Annotated in this window: 14 protein-coding genes; 7 read left to right on the top strand and 7 right to left on the bottom strand. The window is 69.0% G+C overall.

Going from position 1 to position 15,299, the window contains the following annotated elements; genetic code table 11:
- Nucleotides 1-93 precede the first annotated feature (93 nt).
- Nucleotides 94-801: a glutathione S-transferase N-terminal domain-containing protein gene (locus tag I5731_RS18145; RefSeq protein ID WP_197312826.1), complete on the top strand. Its 708-nt coding sequence runs from the start codon at nucleotides 94-96 to the stop codon at nucleotides 799-801.
- Nucleotides 802-855: 54 nt separating this feature from the next.
- Here the strand turns inward: I5731_RS18145 and I5731_RS18140 are convergent, their stop codons facing one another.
- From I5731_RS18140 to I5731_RS18125, 4 genes are all read right to left on the bottom strand, one after another.
- Nucleotides 856-1,851 carry a TerC family protein gene (locus I5731_RS18140; protein ID WP_197312825.1) on the bottom strand — a complete coding sequence of 332 codons (996 nt, stop codon included), beginning with the start codon at nucleotides 1,849-1,851 and terminating at the stop codon, nucleotides 856-858.
- A 262-nt stretch (nucleotides 1,852-2,113) separates the two neighbouring features.
- A complete protein-coding gene (locus I5731_RS18135; protein ID WP_235981898.1) occupies nucleotides 2,114-3,526 on the bottom strand; it encodes an ATP-binding protein in 1,413 nt (470 codons plus the stop codon).
- Entirely contained in the window at nucleotides 3,523-4,200 is a 678-nt protein-coding gene (locus I5731_RS18130; protein WP_197312824.1) for a response regulator, read from the bottom strand. The genes I5731_RS18135 and I5731_RS18130 overlap by 4 nt, the downstream gene beginning before the upstream one ends.
- A 12-nt stretch (nucleotides 4,201-4,212) precedes the next feature.
- On the bottom strand, nucleotides 4,213-4,752 hold the full coding sequence (locus I5731_RS18125) for a cytochrome b/b6 domain-containing protein (RefSeq protein ID WP_328839159.1): 540 nt from the start codon (nucleotides 4,750-4,752) through the stop codon (nucleotides 4,213-4,215).
- A 251-nt stretch (nucleotides 4,753-5,003) separates the two neighbouring features.
- On the opposite strand from I5731_RS18125, the gene I5731_RS18120 reads away from it, so the two are divergent.
- Nucleotides 5,004-6,677, top strand: coding sequence for a phosphoethanolamine transferase (locus tag I5731_RS18120; protein WP_197312823.1), 1,674 nt, complete (start codon nucleotides 5,004-5,006; stop codon nucleotides 6,675-6,677).
- Between the two features lie 366 nt (nucleotides 6,678-7,043).
- Here I5731_RS18120 and I5731_RS18115 read toward each other — a convergent pair whose 3' ends face one another.
- Both I5731_RS18115 and rimO read right to left on the bottom strand, forming a co-directional pair.
- Nucleotides 7,044-7,316 carry a PepSY domain-containing protein gene (locus I5731_RS18115; protein WP_197312822.1) on the bottom strand — a complete coding sequence of 91 codons (273 nt, stop codon included), beginning with the start codon at nucleotides 7,314-7,316 and terminating at the stop codon, nucleotides 7,044-7,046.
- A gap of 94 nt (nucleotides 7,317-7,410) precedes the next feature.
- Nucleotides 7,411-8,760 carry a 30S ribosomal protein S12 methylthiotransferase RimO gene (rimO, locus tag I5731_RS18110; RefSeq protein WP_197312821.1) on the bottom strand — a complete coding sequence of 450 codons (1,350 nt, stop codon included), beginning with the start codon at nucleotides 8,758-8,760 and terminating at the stop codon, nucleotides 7,411-7,413.
- A gap of 202 nt (nucleotides 8,761-8,962) precedes the next feature.
- On the opposite strand from rimO, the gene I5731_RS18105 reads away from it, so the two are divergent.
- The 5 genes from I5731_RS18105 to I5731_RS18085 all read left to right on the top strand — a co-directional run bounded on the left by I5731_RS18105 (nucleotide 8,963) and on the right by I5731_RS18085 (nucleotide 13,270).
- Nucleotides 8,963-9,790, top strand: a complete 828-nt coding sequence (locus I5731_RS18105; RefSeq protein ID WP_197312820.1) for a cyclase family protein — start codon at nucleotides 8,963-8,965, stop codon at nucleotides 9,788-9,790.
- Between the two features lie 116 nt (nucleotides 9,791-9,906).
- Entirely contained in the window at nucleotides 9,907-10,317 is a 411-nt protein-coding gene (locus I5731_RS18100; protein ID WP_197312819.1) for a carboxymuconolactone decarboxylase family protein, read from the top strand.
- Between the two features lie 120 nt (nucleotides 10,318-10,437).
- Nucleotides 10,438-11,847, top strand: a complete 1,410-nt coding sequence (gene pabB, locus I5731_RS18095; protein WP_197312818.1) for an aminodeoxychorismate synthase component I — start codon at nucleotides 10,438-10,440, stop codon at nucleotides 11,845-11,847.
- A complete protein-coding gene (locus I5731_RS18090) occupies nucleotides 11,844-12,422 on the top strand; it encodes an anthranilate synthase component II (RefSeq protein ID WP_197312817.1) in 579 nt (192 codons plus the stop codon). Before pabB ends, I5731_RS18090 begins: the two co-directional genes overlap by 4 nt.
- Entirely contained in the window at nucleotides 12,419-13,270 is an 852-nt protein-coding gene (locus I5731_RS18085) for an aminotransferase class IV (protein WP_197312816.1), read from the top strand. Before I5731_RS18090 ends, I5731_RS18085 begins: the two co-directional genes overlap by 4 nt.
- A gap of 30 nt (nucleotides 13,271-13,300) precedes the next feature.
- Here I5731_RS18085 and I5731_RS18080 read toward each other — a convergent pair whose 3' ends face one another.
- Complete coding sequence (locus I5731_RS18080; RefSeq protein ID WP_197312815.1) at nucleotides 13,301-15,088, bottom strand: diguanylate cyclase; 1,788 nt, start codon at nucleotides 15,086-15,088, stop codon at nucleotides 13,301-13,303.
- Nucleotides 15,089-15,299: the final 211 nt, after the last annotated feature.

Here is a 15,299-nt window from a genome sequence, read left to right as displayed (position 1 = left end):
GTGGGCGGCTTGCGCGGCGGGGCCAACTGGGTATTTCGTTGTCATCCCCGCGGCCGCCTCCCGGCGGCTCTCCGTCACCGGAGTTTCCTCCCCATGTCAGATACCGCCAAGCCGATCGATCTCTATTACTGGCCGACGCCCAACGGCTGGAAGATCTCGATCCTGCTCGAAGAGCTCGGCCTGCCTTACGACGTCCACTTCGTCCGCATCGGCAAGGGCGACCAGTTCAAGCCCGAGTTCCTGGCGATCTCGCCGAACAACAAGATGCCGGCGATCGTCGATCCCGACGGTCCGGACGGCACGCCGATCGCCATCTTCGAATCGGGCGCAATCATGCTCTACCTCGCCCGCAAGCACGGCCGCTTCCTGCCCGCCGACGAACGCGGCCGGGTCGAGGTCGAGAAGTGGCTGATGTGGCAGATGGGCGGCTTCGGCCCGATGCTCGGCCAGAACCACCACTTCTCGCAGTATGCGCCCGAGAAGATCCCCTATGCGATCATGCGCTACCGCGACGAGACGCACCGCCTCTACGGCGTGCTCGACCGCCAGCTCGAAGGCAAGGAATGGGTCGCCGGCGACTATTCGATCGCCGACATGGCGATCGTCGGCTGGGTGAAGCCCTATGAGCGCCAGGGCATCGACCTCGCCGAGTTTCCGAACGTGAAGGCCTGGTACGAGCGGATGCTGGCCCGGCCAGCGGTGGAGAAGGGCATGGCGATCGCCGCGCCGCCCGAGGAGCAGATGAACCTCGCCGACGACAAGGAAGCGCAGAAGGTGCTGTTCAACCAGCGCGCCCGCTGAACCGAAAACGGCCGGCCCCGCGGGGCCGGCCGTCCTTCTTCGCGTGGTGAACCGTCAGGCCGCGTCGGTGCGCAGCGTCTTCGCATCCGACCGGGTGCGCCAGAGTGACACGCCGACGCCGATGGCGAGGATCGCGACGGTGATGCCGAGCGACCACTCGGCCGGGAACTTCTGCCAGCCGAGCAGGTCGGCCACGAACACCTTGGAGCCGATGAACACCAGCAGGATCGCCAGCGCCGGCTTCAGGTAGCGGAAGCGGTGCAGGATCGCGGCGAGCGCGAAATAGAGCGCACGCAGGCCGAGGATCGCGAAGATGTTCGAGGTGTAGACGATGTACGGGTCCGTGGTGATCGCGAAGATCGCCGGGATCGAGTCCACCGCGAAGATCACGTCGGCGATCTCGATGAACACCAGCGCCAGGAACAGCGGCGTGACGAAGATTTTCACCTTGCCCGTCTCCGTGTTCTGCTGCCGCACGAAGAAGCGGTCACCGTGCAGGTTGTCGGTGACGTTGAGGTGGCGGCGCAGGAAGCGCAGCAGCGGATTGCCGGCAAGGTCGGTTTCGCCTTCATGCCAGACCAGCATCTTGATGCCGGTGAAGATCAGGAACGCGGCGAAGACGTAGAGCACCCAGGCAAATTCGCTGACGATGACCGCGCCGAAGCCGATCATCAGCGCGCGCAGCACGATGACGCCGAGGATGCCCCAGAACAAGACGCGGTGCTGCAGCTCGCGCGGGATGGCGAAGAACGCGAAGATGATCGCGATGACGAACACGTTGTCCATCGCGAGGCTCTTCTCGACCACGAAGCCGGTGATGTACTCGGCGGCCGACTCCGCCCCGAGCTGCAACCAGACGAAGCCGCCGAAGCCGAGACCGAGGACGATGTAGAAGGCGGAGAGCATCAGGCTCTCACGCACGGCGATCTCGCGTGTTTTGCGGTGAAGCACGCCGAGATCGAAAGCGAGAAGGGCGCCGACGAGGCCGGCAAAGCCGAGCCACATCCAGAGCGGTTGGCCGAGAATGTCCTGAACGAAAAATTGCTGCATTTGCTCCCTCATCCGGTGAAGGAGCCCGACGCAAAGGTGGCGGCAGACGGCACGGACCCTGACATCGAGCTCACTCGATGCGGTCCGACATCACGTCGCCAGCCCCAGCAAGGGACATGCGCTGTCAGAGGGGCCCGGCCCGCGGGTTTGAGGTGGGATGGGCCCGGAGGCATCGCAAGGGCGGCGCGGAAGAATTTTTGTGCCTTGCACACGGGCCCGGCCGGGGCGATGCGAAGACAGGGAGGCCGACGCCGCCGTGCTGTCAGACCACCGGGAAGACCAGCCGGACGCAGGTGCCGGCCGCCCGGCTCGACGTCGTTTCGAGGGTCGCACCGTGGATCTCGGCGATGCGCTGCACGATCTTGCGGCCGATGCCGAGCCCGCCGGCCCGCTTCAACACTGCCTCGTGGCCAAGATCGATCGGCTCGTCGTCCGGCAGGCCGGGGCCGTCGTCGGCGACGGATAGTTCCGGGCCGGGACCCACGGTGACGGTGATGGCGGTGCCGGGCGGGGTGTGGCGGACGGCGTTTTCAACGAGATTGCGAATCAGGTTCTCGATCAGCCCGGCGATCGCCCGCACCTCGCCGCCGCCGCGGTCGACCAGCGTGATGGTCTTGCCGCGGTCGTAGACATAGGGCGCCATGGATTCGATGGTCGCGGCGCTGAGCTCGCCCAGCGCCACTGGCCGCATGGCGCCGACGTCGACGGCGTCGAGGCGCGCGAGGGCGGTGAGCTGCTCCAGCACATGGGTCAGGCCGTCGAGATCGGCGAGCGCCTTCTTCGCCCGCGGATGGTCGATGTGCTCGAGTTCGAGCTTCACGATCGCCACCGGCGTGCGGATCTCGTGCGCGATCGCCGACGCGAACAGGCTCTGGCCGCGGATCACCTCGCCGACGCGCCCGAATGCCCGGTTGACGGCGGCCGCCAGCACCGCGACCTCGCGCGGCATGCCCGCAGTCGGGATCCGCGCGCCGGCATCGCGCGGATCGATCAGCTCCGCCTGCCGCGCCGCGGCGGCGACCGGCCGCAGCGCCGAGCGCACCGACCAGATCGAGGCGCCGATGACGAGCGTCAGCATCAGCGTCATCGGCACGACCATGTGGTCGAACACCTCGTGCAGGATCACCTGCAGCACCCGGTGATCGGGATCGCGCAGGACGGCGAGTTCGATCGCGACACGCCGGCCGCCGATGTCGACCGACTGCCCGCCGACGACATCGAGCGGCTTGCCGGGCGAGAGTGACCGTTGCCAGAACGAGGGCGGGTTCACCGTCAGCGGCAGGAAATGCTCGGTGCATTCCTCGCCGCAGTTGGAGAACAGCACGGTGCCGTCGAGGGTGCGGATCCGGGCGAAATAGCCCTGGCCGCCGTCCTCGTCGAGGTCGGGGCCACCGGTCCGGTAGCGCGTCCGGGCATCGGCCGGCAGCACGTAGGCGAGGCGACCGTCGCGTTCGACGAGGCCGTGCGCCAGGGCTTCGGCCTCGATCTCGATGAGGCTGCGGCCGAGGTTCGGATCGTCGAACCAGTATTCCGCAAAGACGATCGCGACCTCGATCCCCATCGCCAGCATGCCGAACAGGAGGATGCGGAGGGCGACGATCCGCAGCAGCGACGGTGATCGCTGGCGCCGGTCACGGCCCATCGCAGCGGCGGCTTCGGTAGGATCGCCGCTCATGGCGAAAGGCTGCGCAGCATGTAGCCGACCCCGCGGATGGTCTCGATGGCGATGCCGGTGTCGATGCCGTCGAGCCGCTTGCGCAGCCGCGACACCGCGAGTTCCAGCGCATTGGTCGAAAGCTCCTCGCCGTATTCGGAAAGGGTCGCCTCCAGCTTGCGCTTCGGCACGACGCGCCCCGCTTCGCGCATCAGCACCTCGGCGAGCGCGCGCTCGCGCGGCGGCAGGTGGATCTCCTCGGCCGCGGTGCCGAACCGCGCCGTCGCCGGATCGTAGCTGAGGCCGCCGACCGCCAGCACCGGCGCGGCCGCCTGCGGCGTCCGCCGCAGCATCGCCCGGCAGCGCGCGAGGAACTCGCCGTGGTTGAACGGCTTCACCAGATAGTCGTCGGCCCCGGCGTCGAGCCCCGCGATTCGTTCGTCGACGCTGCCGCGCGCCGTCAGGATCAGGATCGGCGTGGTGACGCCGGAACGGCGCAGCCGGCGGATGAGATCGAGGCCGTCGCCGTCGGGCAGGCCGAGATCGAGCAGCAGGAGATCGTGCTCCGTGCCGCGGACCGCCTCTTCGGCGTCGGCGATGCTGGCGACGTGGTCGAGCCGCCAGCCGGCCTCGTGCACGCGTTCACGCAGCAGTTCCGCCAGCCGCGCGCTGTCCTCGACCAGAAGCAATCGCATGTGCCGTCCGCCTCAGGCGCGTTTGCGTCCGGTCACCATCGACCAGACGAGGTTCTCGCGATGGCGCCACGATTCGAAAAGCGCGGCAATCGCGTGCAGGCCCGCGAGAACCATGATGCCGTTGGCGAGCGCACCATGCAGCTCTTCCAGCCATTCTTCGCCCCAGAAGGCGTCGAGGCCGCTCATCCAGCCGGTCGTCGCGGTCGCGGCGACCAGCGCCATCAGCGTCAGCATCATCACGGCCGCGGCCGGGTTGTGCCCGATGTAGCGCGGTTCCTCGCCGCGCACGAGCGCGGAAAGATACGCGGCGGTCGTCCGCGGGCCGGCCACGAAATCCGAGAACCGCGCGTGGCGCGTGCCGGCAAAGCCCCAGACCAGCCGCACCGCGAGCGCCGCCGCCAAGGTGTAACCGACGTAGCGATGCGCCGACTTGCCGTCGTCGAGGACGAAAAGGTTGAGGACGCAGCCTGTAACCATCGTCCAGTGAAAAATGCGGACGACGGGGTCCCATACCCTGACCGTCGTCGCTTCGAACCGTTCCTGCTCGATCACATTGGCCTCCCGCGCCGATGCCGGCGGTGCCGGCAAACATCGGCAGACCTTGGCGCAGGGGCACTGTCGACCGGCTGTCCGCCGTGGGTGGAGCGGAAGCCGGCTTCGACAGGGAAACGACAGCCGAACCGGACGATCTAGGGATGCGCCAGCGAGAGATCGGACCCAACCGGCTCCGCGGGGGACCGGACGTCGCCGGGACCGCCGACGTCCGGTCCCGATGCGCCTCCCGTTCAAAGGCTCTCATCACGATGTCCACGTTCGACTCCGCGCCGGCCGCGCGCCCCGCCGCCCGCTTCACCCTCCCGGCCGTCTCGGTGGAACTGATCGCGCTCGCCGCCACGCTGCTGCTGGTGTTCGGATCGAATCGCGGCTTCCTCGCCCGCTTCCTCGAAGGGCGCGACGTCACCAGCCTCTATGACGTCGGCTTCATCGCCGCCACGGTCACGGTCCTCGCCGGTCTGCACCTGCTCATCCTGCTGGTGCTGGCCAACCGCTGGACGGTGAAGCCGCTGCTCACGCTGTTGATCGCGATCAGCCCGGTGCCGGCCTACTACATGGCGCACTACGGCACGGTGTTCGACACGGCGATGATGCGGGCGGTGGTCCATACCGACCACAAGGAAGCCGGCGAGTTGCTGACGCCTGGCCTGTTCATGGCGCTCGCCGCCTATGCGGGCCTGCCGATCGTGGTGATGTGGCTGACGCCGGTGTGCAAGGCGCCGATCGGCACGGCGCTGCGGCGCCGGCTGCTCTGGATCGCCGCGACGCTCGCCGTCATCCTCGTCGCCGGCCTGCCGTTCTCCAAGGACATCTTCGCGACATCGCGCAACCACAAGGAAACCCACCACATGCTGGTGCCGGTGAGCGTGCTGGTCGCGACCGGCAAGGCGCTGGCGGACGACGGGCGGGACGCGACCGTTGCAAAGACCGCGATCGGCCGCGACGCCACGGCGGCGACGCCGGCTGCCGAAGGGCGGAGGCCCCGGCTGCTGGTGTTCGTGGTCGGCGAAACCGCTCGCGCCGCCAACTGGGGCCTCAACGGCTATGCCCGCCAGACGACACCGGAGCTCGCCGCGATGCCGGACGTCGTCAACTTCCCCGCCGTCGGTTCCTGCGGCACCGCGACCGAGGTCTCGCTGCCGTGCATGTTCTCGCCCTACGGCCGGCGCGCCTATGACGAGGACGCGATCCGCTCGCACGAGTCGGTGCTCAACGTGCTCGACCACGCCGGCATCGACGTGCTGTGGCGCGATAACCAGTCGGGCTGCAAGGGCGTCTGCGACGGGCTCGCGGCCGAGCAGATGCCGGGCGAGGGCGACCCCGCGATCTGCCGCGACGGGCGCTGCCTCGACGAGATCATGCTGCAGGGTCTCGGTGCCCGCATCGATGCCGTGCCGGGCGACATGATCGTGCTGCTGCACCAGCTCGGCAATCACGGCCCGGCCTACTTCGAGCGCTACCGCAACGCCGACCGCGTGTTCACGCCGACCTGCGATACCGGCGACCTCGGCAGCTGTCCGGTCGAGGCGGTGGTGAACAGCTACGACAACGCGCTGCGCTACACCGACCATTTCCTCGCCGAAACGATCGCCTTCCTGAAGGCGCGCACCGACCGCGACACCGCGATGCTCTACGTCTCCGACCACGGCGAGTCGCTCGGCGAATATGGCCTCTTCCTGCACGGCATGCCCTATGCCATCGCGCCCGACGTGCAGAAGACCGTGCCGATGGTGATGTGGGTCTCCGACGCCTTCGCGACGACCAGCGGCCTCGACCGCGCCTGCCTCGCCGAGCACGCGCAGCAGCCGACCAGCCACGATGCGCTGTTTCACACGCTGCTCGGCCTGATGGCGGTGAAGACCAGCCTCTACGACCGTGCCTACGACCTCGCGGCGAGCTGCCGGCCCGCCGCCACGGGCTGACACGGCTGTCCCCTCCGGCACAGCCTGATCGCGAGTAGAGGCCGGTCCGGAAGCAACATTGGTCCAGCGCGTTAGGGGCCAAAGGGGACGACGCCTCGGCTTTTCCCTCGCCCTTCGAGACAGGCGCGTTGCGCCTTCCTCTGGATGAGGAAAAAGGATAATCCTCTGCAATCAAACGAGAAAATCCCTCGTAGGCCTCATCCTGAGGAGGCCCGGGACGGGCCGTCTCGAAGGACGAGGCCGGGTGCCTCGGTCCCCGCCATTCACCCGACCGGGCAGCCGCGCGATACTCTCACCCCTCCAAACGAAAACGGCCACCGAGATGGTGGCCGTTTCGATTCTCGGTAAAGGGGGCAGGGCGCCTCGTCAGTCGATCTCGGCTTCGACGACGTCGCCGGTGACCGGGTTGAAGTACACCTCGGCCTTCTTGCCTTCCTTGTTCCAGCCGTAGATCTCGTAGCAGGTGCCGCTCACCTTGAAGACCTTGATCTTCTCGTAGCCGAGCTCGGCGGCTTTCGCCTTCATGGCCTCTTCCGACATCCACTTGTCCTTCGGCTCCGTCGTGCAGTCGCCGCCGGCGGAGGCGGGCGCGGTGAGCAGGGCGGAGGCGAGGACGGCGGCGGTAACGAGCGTTTTCATGGGGTTCTCCTGGGCAGCAGTCGGGCGGACGGTGTCCGCTGCACCAGGAGGTCTTCTCATGCGTCGGCTATCGTTCGGCTGTCGGCCGCGACGATCAGACGACGGTGCCGTGCAGGTCGTAGGCGTCCGCCGCGTCGATCTTCGCCGTCACGATCTCGCCGGCGCGGATCGGGCGGCGGCTGACAAGGTGGATGGCGCCGTCGATCTCCGGCGCGTCCCACTGGGTGCGGCCCTTGGCGGAGGTGCCGGAGGTCTCGTCGACGATCACCTTGACGCGGCGCCCGACGCGGCCCTTCAGGATCTTGGCCGAGATCGCCTGCTGGTGCGCCATGAACCGGTGCCAGCGGCGCTCCTTGACCTCCTCCGGCACGGCGGGGAGGCCGAGGTCGTTGGCGGTGGCACCATCGACCGGCTCGTATTTGAAGCAGCCGACCCGCTCCAGCTTCGCCTCGGTCAGCCAGGCGAGCAATTCCTCGAAGTCCTGCTCGGTCTCGCCGGGGAAGCCGACGATGAAGGTCGAGCGCACCGCGAGGTCGGGGCAGATCGAGCGCCACTTCGCGATGCGTGCTGCGGTCTTCTCCTGGTGCGCCGGGCGGCGCATGGATTTCAGCACCGTCGGCGAGGCGTGCTGGAACGGAATGTCGAGGTAGGGCAACACCTTGCCGGCCGCCATCAGCTCGATCACCTCGTCGACGTGCGGATAGGGGTAGACGTAGTGCAGGCGCACCCAGACGCCCATGTCGCCGAGTTCGCGGGCGAGGTCGTAGAACCGCGCACGCACCTCGCGCTCCTGCCAGATCCCCGGCTGGTAGCGGATGTCGACGCCGTAGGCCGACGTGTCCTGGCTGATCACGAGCAACTCGCGAACGCCCGCCTTCACCAGCTTCTCCGCCTCGCGCAGCACGTCGACCACCGGCCGCGAGACGAGGTCGCCGCGCAGCTTGGGGATGATGCAGAAGGTGCACCGATTGTTGCAACCCTCTGAAATCTTGAGATAAGCATAGTGGCGCGGCGTCAGCTTGATGCCCTGCGGCGGCACGAGATCGACGAAGGGATCGTGCTGCGGCGGCACCGCCTGGTGCACGGCGCTCATCACGCTCTCGTAGGCCTGCGGCCCGGTGATCGCCAGAACGTCCGGGAAGCGCTCGCGGATCTGCTCGGGCTCGGCGCCCATGCAGCCGGTAACGATGACGCGCCCGTTCTCCTTCATCGCGTCGCCGATCGCTGCGAGGCTCTCGGCTTTGGCGCTGTCGAGGAAGCCGCAGGTGTTGACGATGACGACGTCGGCGCCGTCGTGCTTGCGGCCGATCTCGTAGCCCTCCGAGCGCAGGTGCGTGATGATCCGCTCGGAATCGACCAGCGCCTTCGGGCAGCCGAGGCTGACAAAGGAGATCTTCGGCGCGGCGGCGGGTTCGGCCACCGCGGGGATAAGCTCTGCAGACATGGGTCACCGTGGACTGGGCCGACCGCGTCGCAGGGCGGAAAGCCGTTCTCTCGTTGCGGCGATCGATGGCGCGGGCGCACCCGCGCGTCAAGCGCATGCGCAAGATTCCCGACTTTTACGGCGCTTGTGCGGACGACGCGCTTGAGAAAAACTGACCTCGAGGCGCCGCGGGGGCGCCCTTGTGTCGGAAGGGGTTCGGGGCATGTGCCATCATTGCGTCGTGGAAACCGTCAAGGAACGGATGCTGTCGCGCCGCTCCTTCTTCCGTGGGGCCGCCGCGGTCGCGGCTGCTGGCGCCGTGGCGCCGCTCGGCGCCCTGCCGGCCGCCGCCCAGAGCCTGTCGATCACCGGAAAGCCGGTTGATCTCACCCATGAACTGCACCCCGATTTCCCGACCTTCTTCGGCGAGCAGCAGTTTTTCCCCGAACAGAAGTTCGAGTTCTCGAAGAACGGCTTCAACCTGTTCGAAATTCGCGTCAACGAGCACACCGGCACCCACCTCGACGCGCCGCTGCACTTCTCCGCCGATGGCGACAGCGTCGCCGAGATCCCGGTCGAGAAGCTGGTCGCGCCGCTCGTCATCATCGATATCCGTGAGAAGGCCGCCGCCAACGCCGACGCGCAGCTGACCCCCGAAGACCTCAAGGCCTGGACCGACGCCAACGGCCCGCTGCCGCAGGGCGCCTGCGTCGCCATGCTGTCCGGCTGGGACGCCTTCGTCGATACGCCGAAGTTCCGCAACGCCGACGACAAGAAGGCGATGCATTTCCCCGGCTTCCACGTCGAGGCGGTGCAGGCGCTGATCGAGAGCGGCGAGGCGGTGGGCATCGCCGTCGACACGCTGTCGCTCGATTTCGGCCCGTCGCCGGACTTCGCCACCCACTACGCCTGGCTTCCCTCCGGCCGCTGGGGCCTCGAAGGCGCATCGAACCTCGCCGCCCTGCCGGCGAAGGGCGCGACGCTGATCGTCGGCGCACCGAAGTTCCGCGGCGGCACCGGCGGCCCGACCCGCGCCATCGCCATCGGCTGATCGGGTGAGACCTCCGCAGCGGCCGTTCGCCCGGCAGGGCCGGCGGCCGCTGCGGCGCCTTCGCGGGCACGCCCGGCCCCGGTGACGACCGCCGACCCACCCGAGGAGCAAGCCCCATGTCGATCGTCACGATCCTCTCCGACGACCAGCTCTCGCCGGAGGCGGCCGCGGTGTTCGCCGATATCCGCGCCGTCCGCAACACCGACTTCGTCAACAACTTCTGGCGCGCGCTGGCGCACGACCCGGCGCTGCTGCAACGCACCTGGGAGAGCATCAAGGTCGTGATGGCGCCGGGCGCCCTCGACCCGCGCACCAAGGAACTGATCTACGTCGCCGTCTCGATCGCCAACGGCTGCGAATACTGCATCCGCTCGCACACGGCGGCGGCCCGCGCCAAGGGCGTCAGCGAGGCCGAGATCATGGAACTCGTCGCCGTCGTCGGCATGGCGTCGGAGACCAACCGCATGGTGACGGCGCTGCAGGTGCCGGTCGACGAGGCTTTCCGGAGCCCGCCGGAGCCCCGCTGACCCGGGCCGGCGCACCGCGACCCGCCGTCCTCTCGACAGGCGTGGAAAGGCATGGGATAGCGGACCATCCGGCCGGCATCCCCCGTGCCGCGGCGCCGAAAACCGGGACGAACAGTCACGATGCACGTCAGCGAAATCGACGCCCGCGACCCGGCTGACGTCGCCGCCCGCCTGCGCGGAATGCCGAACCTCACCTTCCTCGACAGCGCGATGAGCCACCCGACGCTCGGGCGCTTCTCGTTCGTGGCCGCCGATCCGTTCGCGACGCTGAAATCCGTCGCCGGCCGGACGACGTGGAACGGCGAGCCGGTCGAGGGCCATCCGCTCGATGTGCTGAAGGAGAAGCTGGAGCTCTATCGCCAGCCGAAACGCCTCGGCCTGCCGCCGTTCCAGGGCGGCGCCGCGGGCTTCGTCTCCTATGATTTCGGCGCCCGCCTCGAACGCCTGCCGGAGCCGGAGCTGCCCGAGACCGGCGTGCCCGAGTTCGAACTGCACTTCTATGACGTGGTGCTCGCCTTCGACCACCGCGAAAAACGCAGCTGGCTGTTCTCGACCGGTTGGCCGGAGATCGATCCGCTGCCACGCGCCTACCGCGCCATCGACCGCGCCAAGCTGTTCCGCCAGCGCCTCGCCGAGCCGCCGGCACCGCTCGCCGGCGCCGCCACCGCCGTGCTCGACTGGCGCTCCAACTTCGAGCGGCCGGCCTATGAGGCGGCGATCGCCCGCACCATCGAGTACATCCTCGCCGGCGACATCTTCCAGGCGAACATCGCGCAGCGCTTCGCCGCCGACCTGCCCGAAGGCTTCGACCCCTTCGCCTTCTACCAGCGCCTGCGCAGCGTCAACGCCGCGACCTTCGGCGCCTTCCTCGACTATGGCGACCTCGTCGTCGCCTCCTCGTCGCCCGAGCGCTTCGTGCAGGTCTATGACGGCCGCGTCGAGACCCGGCCGATCAAAGGCACCGCCAAGCGCTCGCCGGACCCGGCCGAGGACGCGCGCATCGCCGAGGCACTGCTCGCCTCGGAGAAGGACCGCGCCGAGAACATCATGATCGTCGACCTGCTGCGCAACGATCTCTCGCGCGTCTGCCGGCCGCACACCGTGCACGTGCCGGCGCTGTGCGGCCTCGAGACCTATGCCTCGGTGCACCATCTCGTCTCGGTCGTCTCGGGCATCCTCGAGGACGGGCAGGGGGTGACCGACCTCTTGAAGGCCGCGTTCCCCGGCGGCTCGATCACCGGCGCGCCGAAGATCCGCGCCATGGAGATCATCGCCGAAATCGAGCGGCACGGCCGCGGCGTCTACTGCGGCTCGATCGGCTACTTCGGCTTCGACGGCAATTCCGACACCAGCATCGCGATCCGCACCGTGACCTTCCGCGGCCGCCTCGCGACCTTCCACGCCGGCGGCGGCATCACGGCATTGTCGGAACCCGCGGCGGAATACGAGGAGACGCTGGCGAAGGGGGCGCGCCTGTTCGAGGCGTTCCGCCCGCCGGCGACCGACGCGGCGGGAGGGACGGCCTCGTGATCGTCGTCGTCGACAACTATGATTCCTTCGTCGCCAACGTCGCGCGCTACCTGCGCGAGCTCGGCGAGGAGACCGTCGTGCTGCGCAACGACGCGGTCACCGTCGCCGAGGTCGCGGCGATGAAGCCGCGCGCCATTGTGCTGTCGCCGGGGCCGTGCACGCCGAAGGAGGCCGGCATCTCGTCGCCGTTGCTGGAGGCGATGTCGGGCACCGTGCCGATCCTCGGCATCTGCCTCGGCCACCAGTGCATCGGCGACGTCTTCGGCGGCCGCGTCGTCAGGGCGCAGCGGCCGCTGCACGGCCGCGCCTCGATGATCACCCACGACGGCCACGGCATCTTCGACGGCCTGCCCAACCCGCTCCGCGTCGGCCGCTATCATTCGCTGATCGTCGAAATCGACGATCCAGACGGCCCGCTCGCCGTCACCGCCCGCTCGGAAGACGGCGAGATCATGGGGCTGCAGCACCGCGAGCATCCGACCTTCGGCGTGCAGTTCCACCCCGAATCGATCCTCACCGAGAGCGGGCACGCCATGCTCGCGAACTTCCTCAGCCTGACCACGGGGCGGTCGTGATCTGGGCGGACGGCCGGTTGCAGGACGGGCCGCTGCTGGCGATCGCCGCCGGCGACCGCGGCCTCACCCTCGCCGACGGGCTGTTCGAGACGATCCTCGTCGCCCGTGGCCGGCCGCACCGGCTGGACGAGCACCTTGGCCGTCTCGCCGCCGGCGCCGCCGTACTGCGCTTCGCGGCCCCGCTGGACGAGGTGCGGGCGGCGGTCCTCGCGCTCGCCGCGACGGAGCCCGGCCGGGCGGCGCTGCGGGTCACCGTCACCCGCGGCGCCGGTGCCCGCGGCCTCGCGCTTCCCGCCGTGCCGCAGCCGACGGTGTTCGGCAGCATCGCGCCCTTCGACACCGGCCTCGTCTTCCGTCCGGTCACGCTTGCAACGTCCGCGATCCGCCGCAACGAGCAGTCGCCGCTCTCGCGGGTCAAGTCGCTCGCCTACATGGACAATGTGCTCGCACTCGCCGAGGCGGTGGACGCCGGGGCCGGTGACGCGCTGCTCCTCAACACCGCGGGGCGGGTCGCCTGCACCAGCGCCGGCAACCTCTTCGCGGTGGTGGACGGCGTCCTCGCGACGCCGCCGGTGGAAGACGGCGTGCTGCCCGGCATCGCCCGCGCCGAACTGCTCGCCGCCGGCCGCATCGCCGGTCTGGCCGTCGCCGAGCGCAGCCTGTCCCCCGCCGACCTCGCCGCGGCGAGCGCGGTGTTCTCGACCAATTCACTGCGGCTGGTGACGCCGGTCACCGCGATCGACGGGCGCGCGGTCGAGGACCGCGCGGGGATCGCGGCCGCGGCGCTCGCGCTGCTGCAACGCGGCGTCGACGCGGTGGCGGCGGGCGGAGAACCGCTCGTCTCGTGAGACGGCAGCCGGGGCCGGCAAGGGGGCTGGTCAGCGTGTGCCGGAGCGTTCCGGCGACTTCCGCTCTGCGGTCGCCCGCTTGATGTCGTAGAGCCGCGCGTCGGCCGCCCGGTAGATCGCCGTGAACGACGATCCGTCGGCCGGCGCCGAGGCGATGCCGATGCTGGCGCCGAGGCGCAGTTCCTCGTCCTCGAGCGCGATCGGCTGGCTGAGCCGCTGGATGACGCGGGAGGCGACCGTCATCGGCGAGACCTGCGCGTCGGGCTCCAAGAGCACCGCGAACTCGTCGCCGCCGAGCCGGGCGACGACGTCGTTGCCGCGCACCATGTCGCGCAGGCGCCGCGCGGCGGTGACGAGCACGCCGTCGCCGGTCGCATGGCCGAAGGTGTCGTTGACGGGTTTGAAATTGTCGAGGTCGATCAGCAGCATGTGGAACGGCACCAGCCCGCGCTCGAAGCGCTCGGCCACGGCCCGTTCGAGATAGGCGCGGTTGAAGACGCCGGTGAGCGCGTCGACGTTGGCGCGTTCGGTCAGCTCGGCCTCGAGCGACTTGCGATAGGAGATGTCGGACAGGGTGCCGACCATCCGCAGCGGCCGGCCCGAAGCATCCCAGTCGACGACCTTGCCGCGGTCGAGCACCCAGATCCAGCGCCCGTCCTTGTGCCGCAGCCGCTGCTCGGCCTGGTAGGTCGGCAGGCGCCCGCCGAAGTGCTCGGCCATGACGAGCTTTATCTTCTCCTTGTCCTCCGGCAGGCTCAGCCGGTGCCAGGTCGAGACGTGCCCCGGCAGCTCGCCGGGGGCGTAGCCGACGATCGAATGAAACCGGTCGCTGAAGAAGACCTCGTCGGTGTCGAGGTTCCAGTCCCACAGCCCCTCGTTGGCGCCGTCGAGCGCGAGGGCGAGCTGGCGTTCCTTCGCCGCGAGACGATGATAGAGCCGGCTGGCGTTCTCGACCGCCGCCGCGGCGAACAGCGACGGCAGCGTGATCAGCACCAGCACCATCTGCGCCTGCTGCACGCCGGTTCCGGCGGAGAGCCCCGGCACCAGTTCGACGCCGCCGGCGTTCATGCGCATCGTCACCAGCAGGCCGACGATCGACGCCATCGCCGTGGTGCCGAGCAGCCCGACCCGGAGCGACATCCACAGCAGCGGCAGCGCAAAGGTCTCGACCACCGGCGTGATCGGCGCGTCCATGTTGAGGTAGGCGAGCAGCAGCAGCGCACCGCCGATGCCGAGATCGACGGCGAACTTGCGATCGATGGCCCACCGGGGCGCCGCGAGGAACGCCGTTACCTTGCGGCCGTCGATGGCGAGGAGAGCAGGAACGACCATTAGGGCACTGATGATATCGGTGGCGAACCAGGTCGCGACGCCGGTGTACAACTCCATGCCGAAGGCCGTCGCCAGCACGGGGCCGCCGATCAGCGCCCCGATCGCGGCTCCGGCAGTGACCGCCACCAGCACGATGCCGAGCTGGGCCGGAGTGGCGATGGGGGGTGTCCACTCACGCCAGCGCAGCAGAACGAACGCCGCGGTCGCCGTCTCCGCCGCGTTGGCGGCCGCGAGCCCGAACGCGATGGTCGGCGCGTCGCCATAAGCGAACTGCATCAGGATGTTGGCGAGAAACTGCCCGGTCACGGCGGGCAGCAGCGAGCGCGCCCCGAGCATCGCGACCATCACGATCAGCACGCCGTTCGCCGGCCAGAGCACGGCGACGACGCCGACCTCGCGGCTCAGCACGATGCCGAACCAGCCGAAGAGCGTGAACAGAAGCCCCCCAGCCGCCGACGTGACGAGGAACGATACGGCCCGAGTCAAATGATCTTCCTTTGTCCCCAGCCCGCCTGAGACTAGCGCGGACGCACTTGCCGGGCGCTTTCGGGATTGCATCGCATTTGAGTAGAAGTGCTGGAAAAGCCATTTCTTCCCGCCGGCCCGCGAACCGGCTGGCCGCGCGCCCCATGTACAGGCGAGGCACTCTTGATCTAGAAAGCGCGGTCGGATCGCAGGGGCCGGTGTGACCCCTGAT

This window comes from Methylobrevis albus, from assembly GCF_015904235.1.
Classification (GTDB): Bacteria; Pseudomonadota; Alphaproteobacteria; order Rhizobiales; family Pleomorphomonadaceae; genus Methylobrevis_A; species Methylobrevis_A albus.
Note: the sequence above shows the minus strand (reverse complement) of the source record. Positions and strands in the feature narration are given on the sequence as shown.

Bases quoted from the DNA above. Each gene is read 5' to 3' on its own strand.
- I5731_RS18100 (WP_197312819.1), top strand. From the start codon at position 9,907: ATGTCGATCGTCACGATCCTCTCCGACGACCAGCTCTCGCCGGAGGCG.
- I5731_RS18130 (WP_197312824.1), bottom strand. From the start codon at position 4,200: ATGCGATTGCTTCTGGTCGAGGACAGCGCGCGGCTGGCGGAACTGCTG.
- I5731_RS18145 (WP_197312826.1), top strand. From the start codon at position 94: ATGTCAGATACCGCCAAGCCGATCGATCTCTATTACTGGCCGACGCCC.
- I5731_RS18120 (WP_197312823.1), top strand. From the start codon at position 5,004: ATGTCCACGTTCGACTCCGCGCCGGCCGCGCGCCCCGCCGCCCGCTTC.
- I5731_RS18140 (WP_197312825.1), bottom strand. From the start codon at position 1,851: ATGCAGCAATTTTTCGTTCAGGACATTCTCGGCCAACCGCTCTGGATG.
- I5731_RS18115 (WP_197312822.1), bottom strand. From the start codon at position 7,316: ATGAAAACGCTCGTTACCGCCGCCGTCCTCGCCTCCGCCCTGCTCACC.
- I5731_RS18105 (WP_197312820.1), top strand. From the start codon at position 8,963: ATGTGCCATCATTGCGTCGTGGAAACCGTCAAGGAACGGATGCTGTCG.
- rimO (WP_197312821.1), bottom strand. From the start codon at position 8,760: ATGTCTGCAGAGCTTATCCCCGCGGTGGCCGAACCCGCCGCCGCGCCG.
- pabB (WP_197312818.1), top strand. From the start codon at position 10,438: ATGCACGTCAGCGAAATCGACGCCCGCGACCCGGCTGACGTCGCCGCC.
- I5731_RS18135 (WP_235981898.1), bottom strand. From the start codon at position 3,526: ATGAGCGGCGATCCTACCGAAGCCGCCGCTGCGATGGGCCGTGACCGG.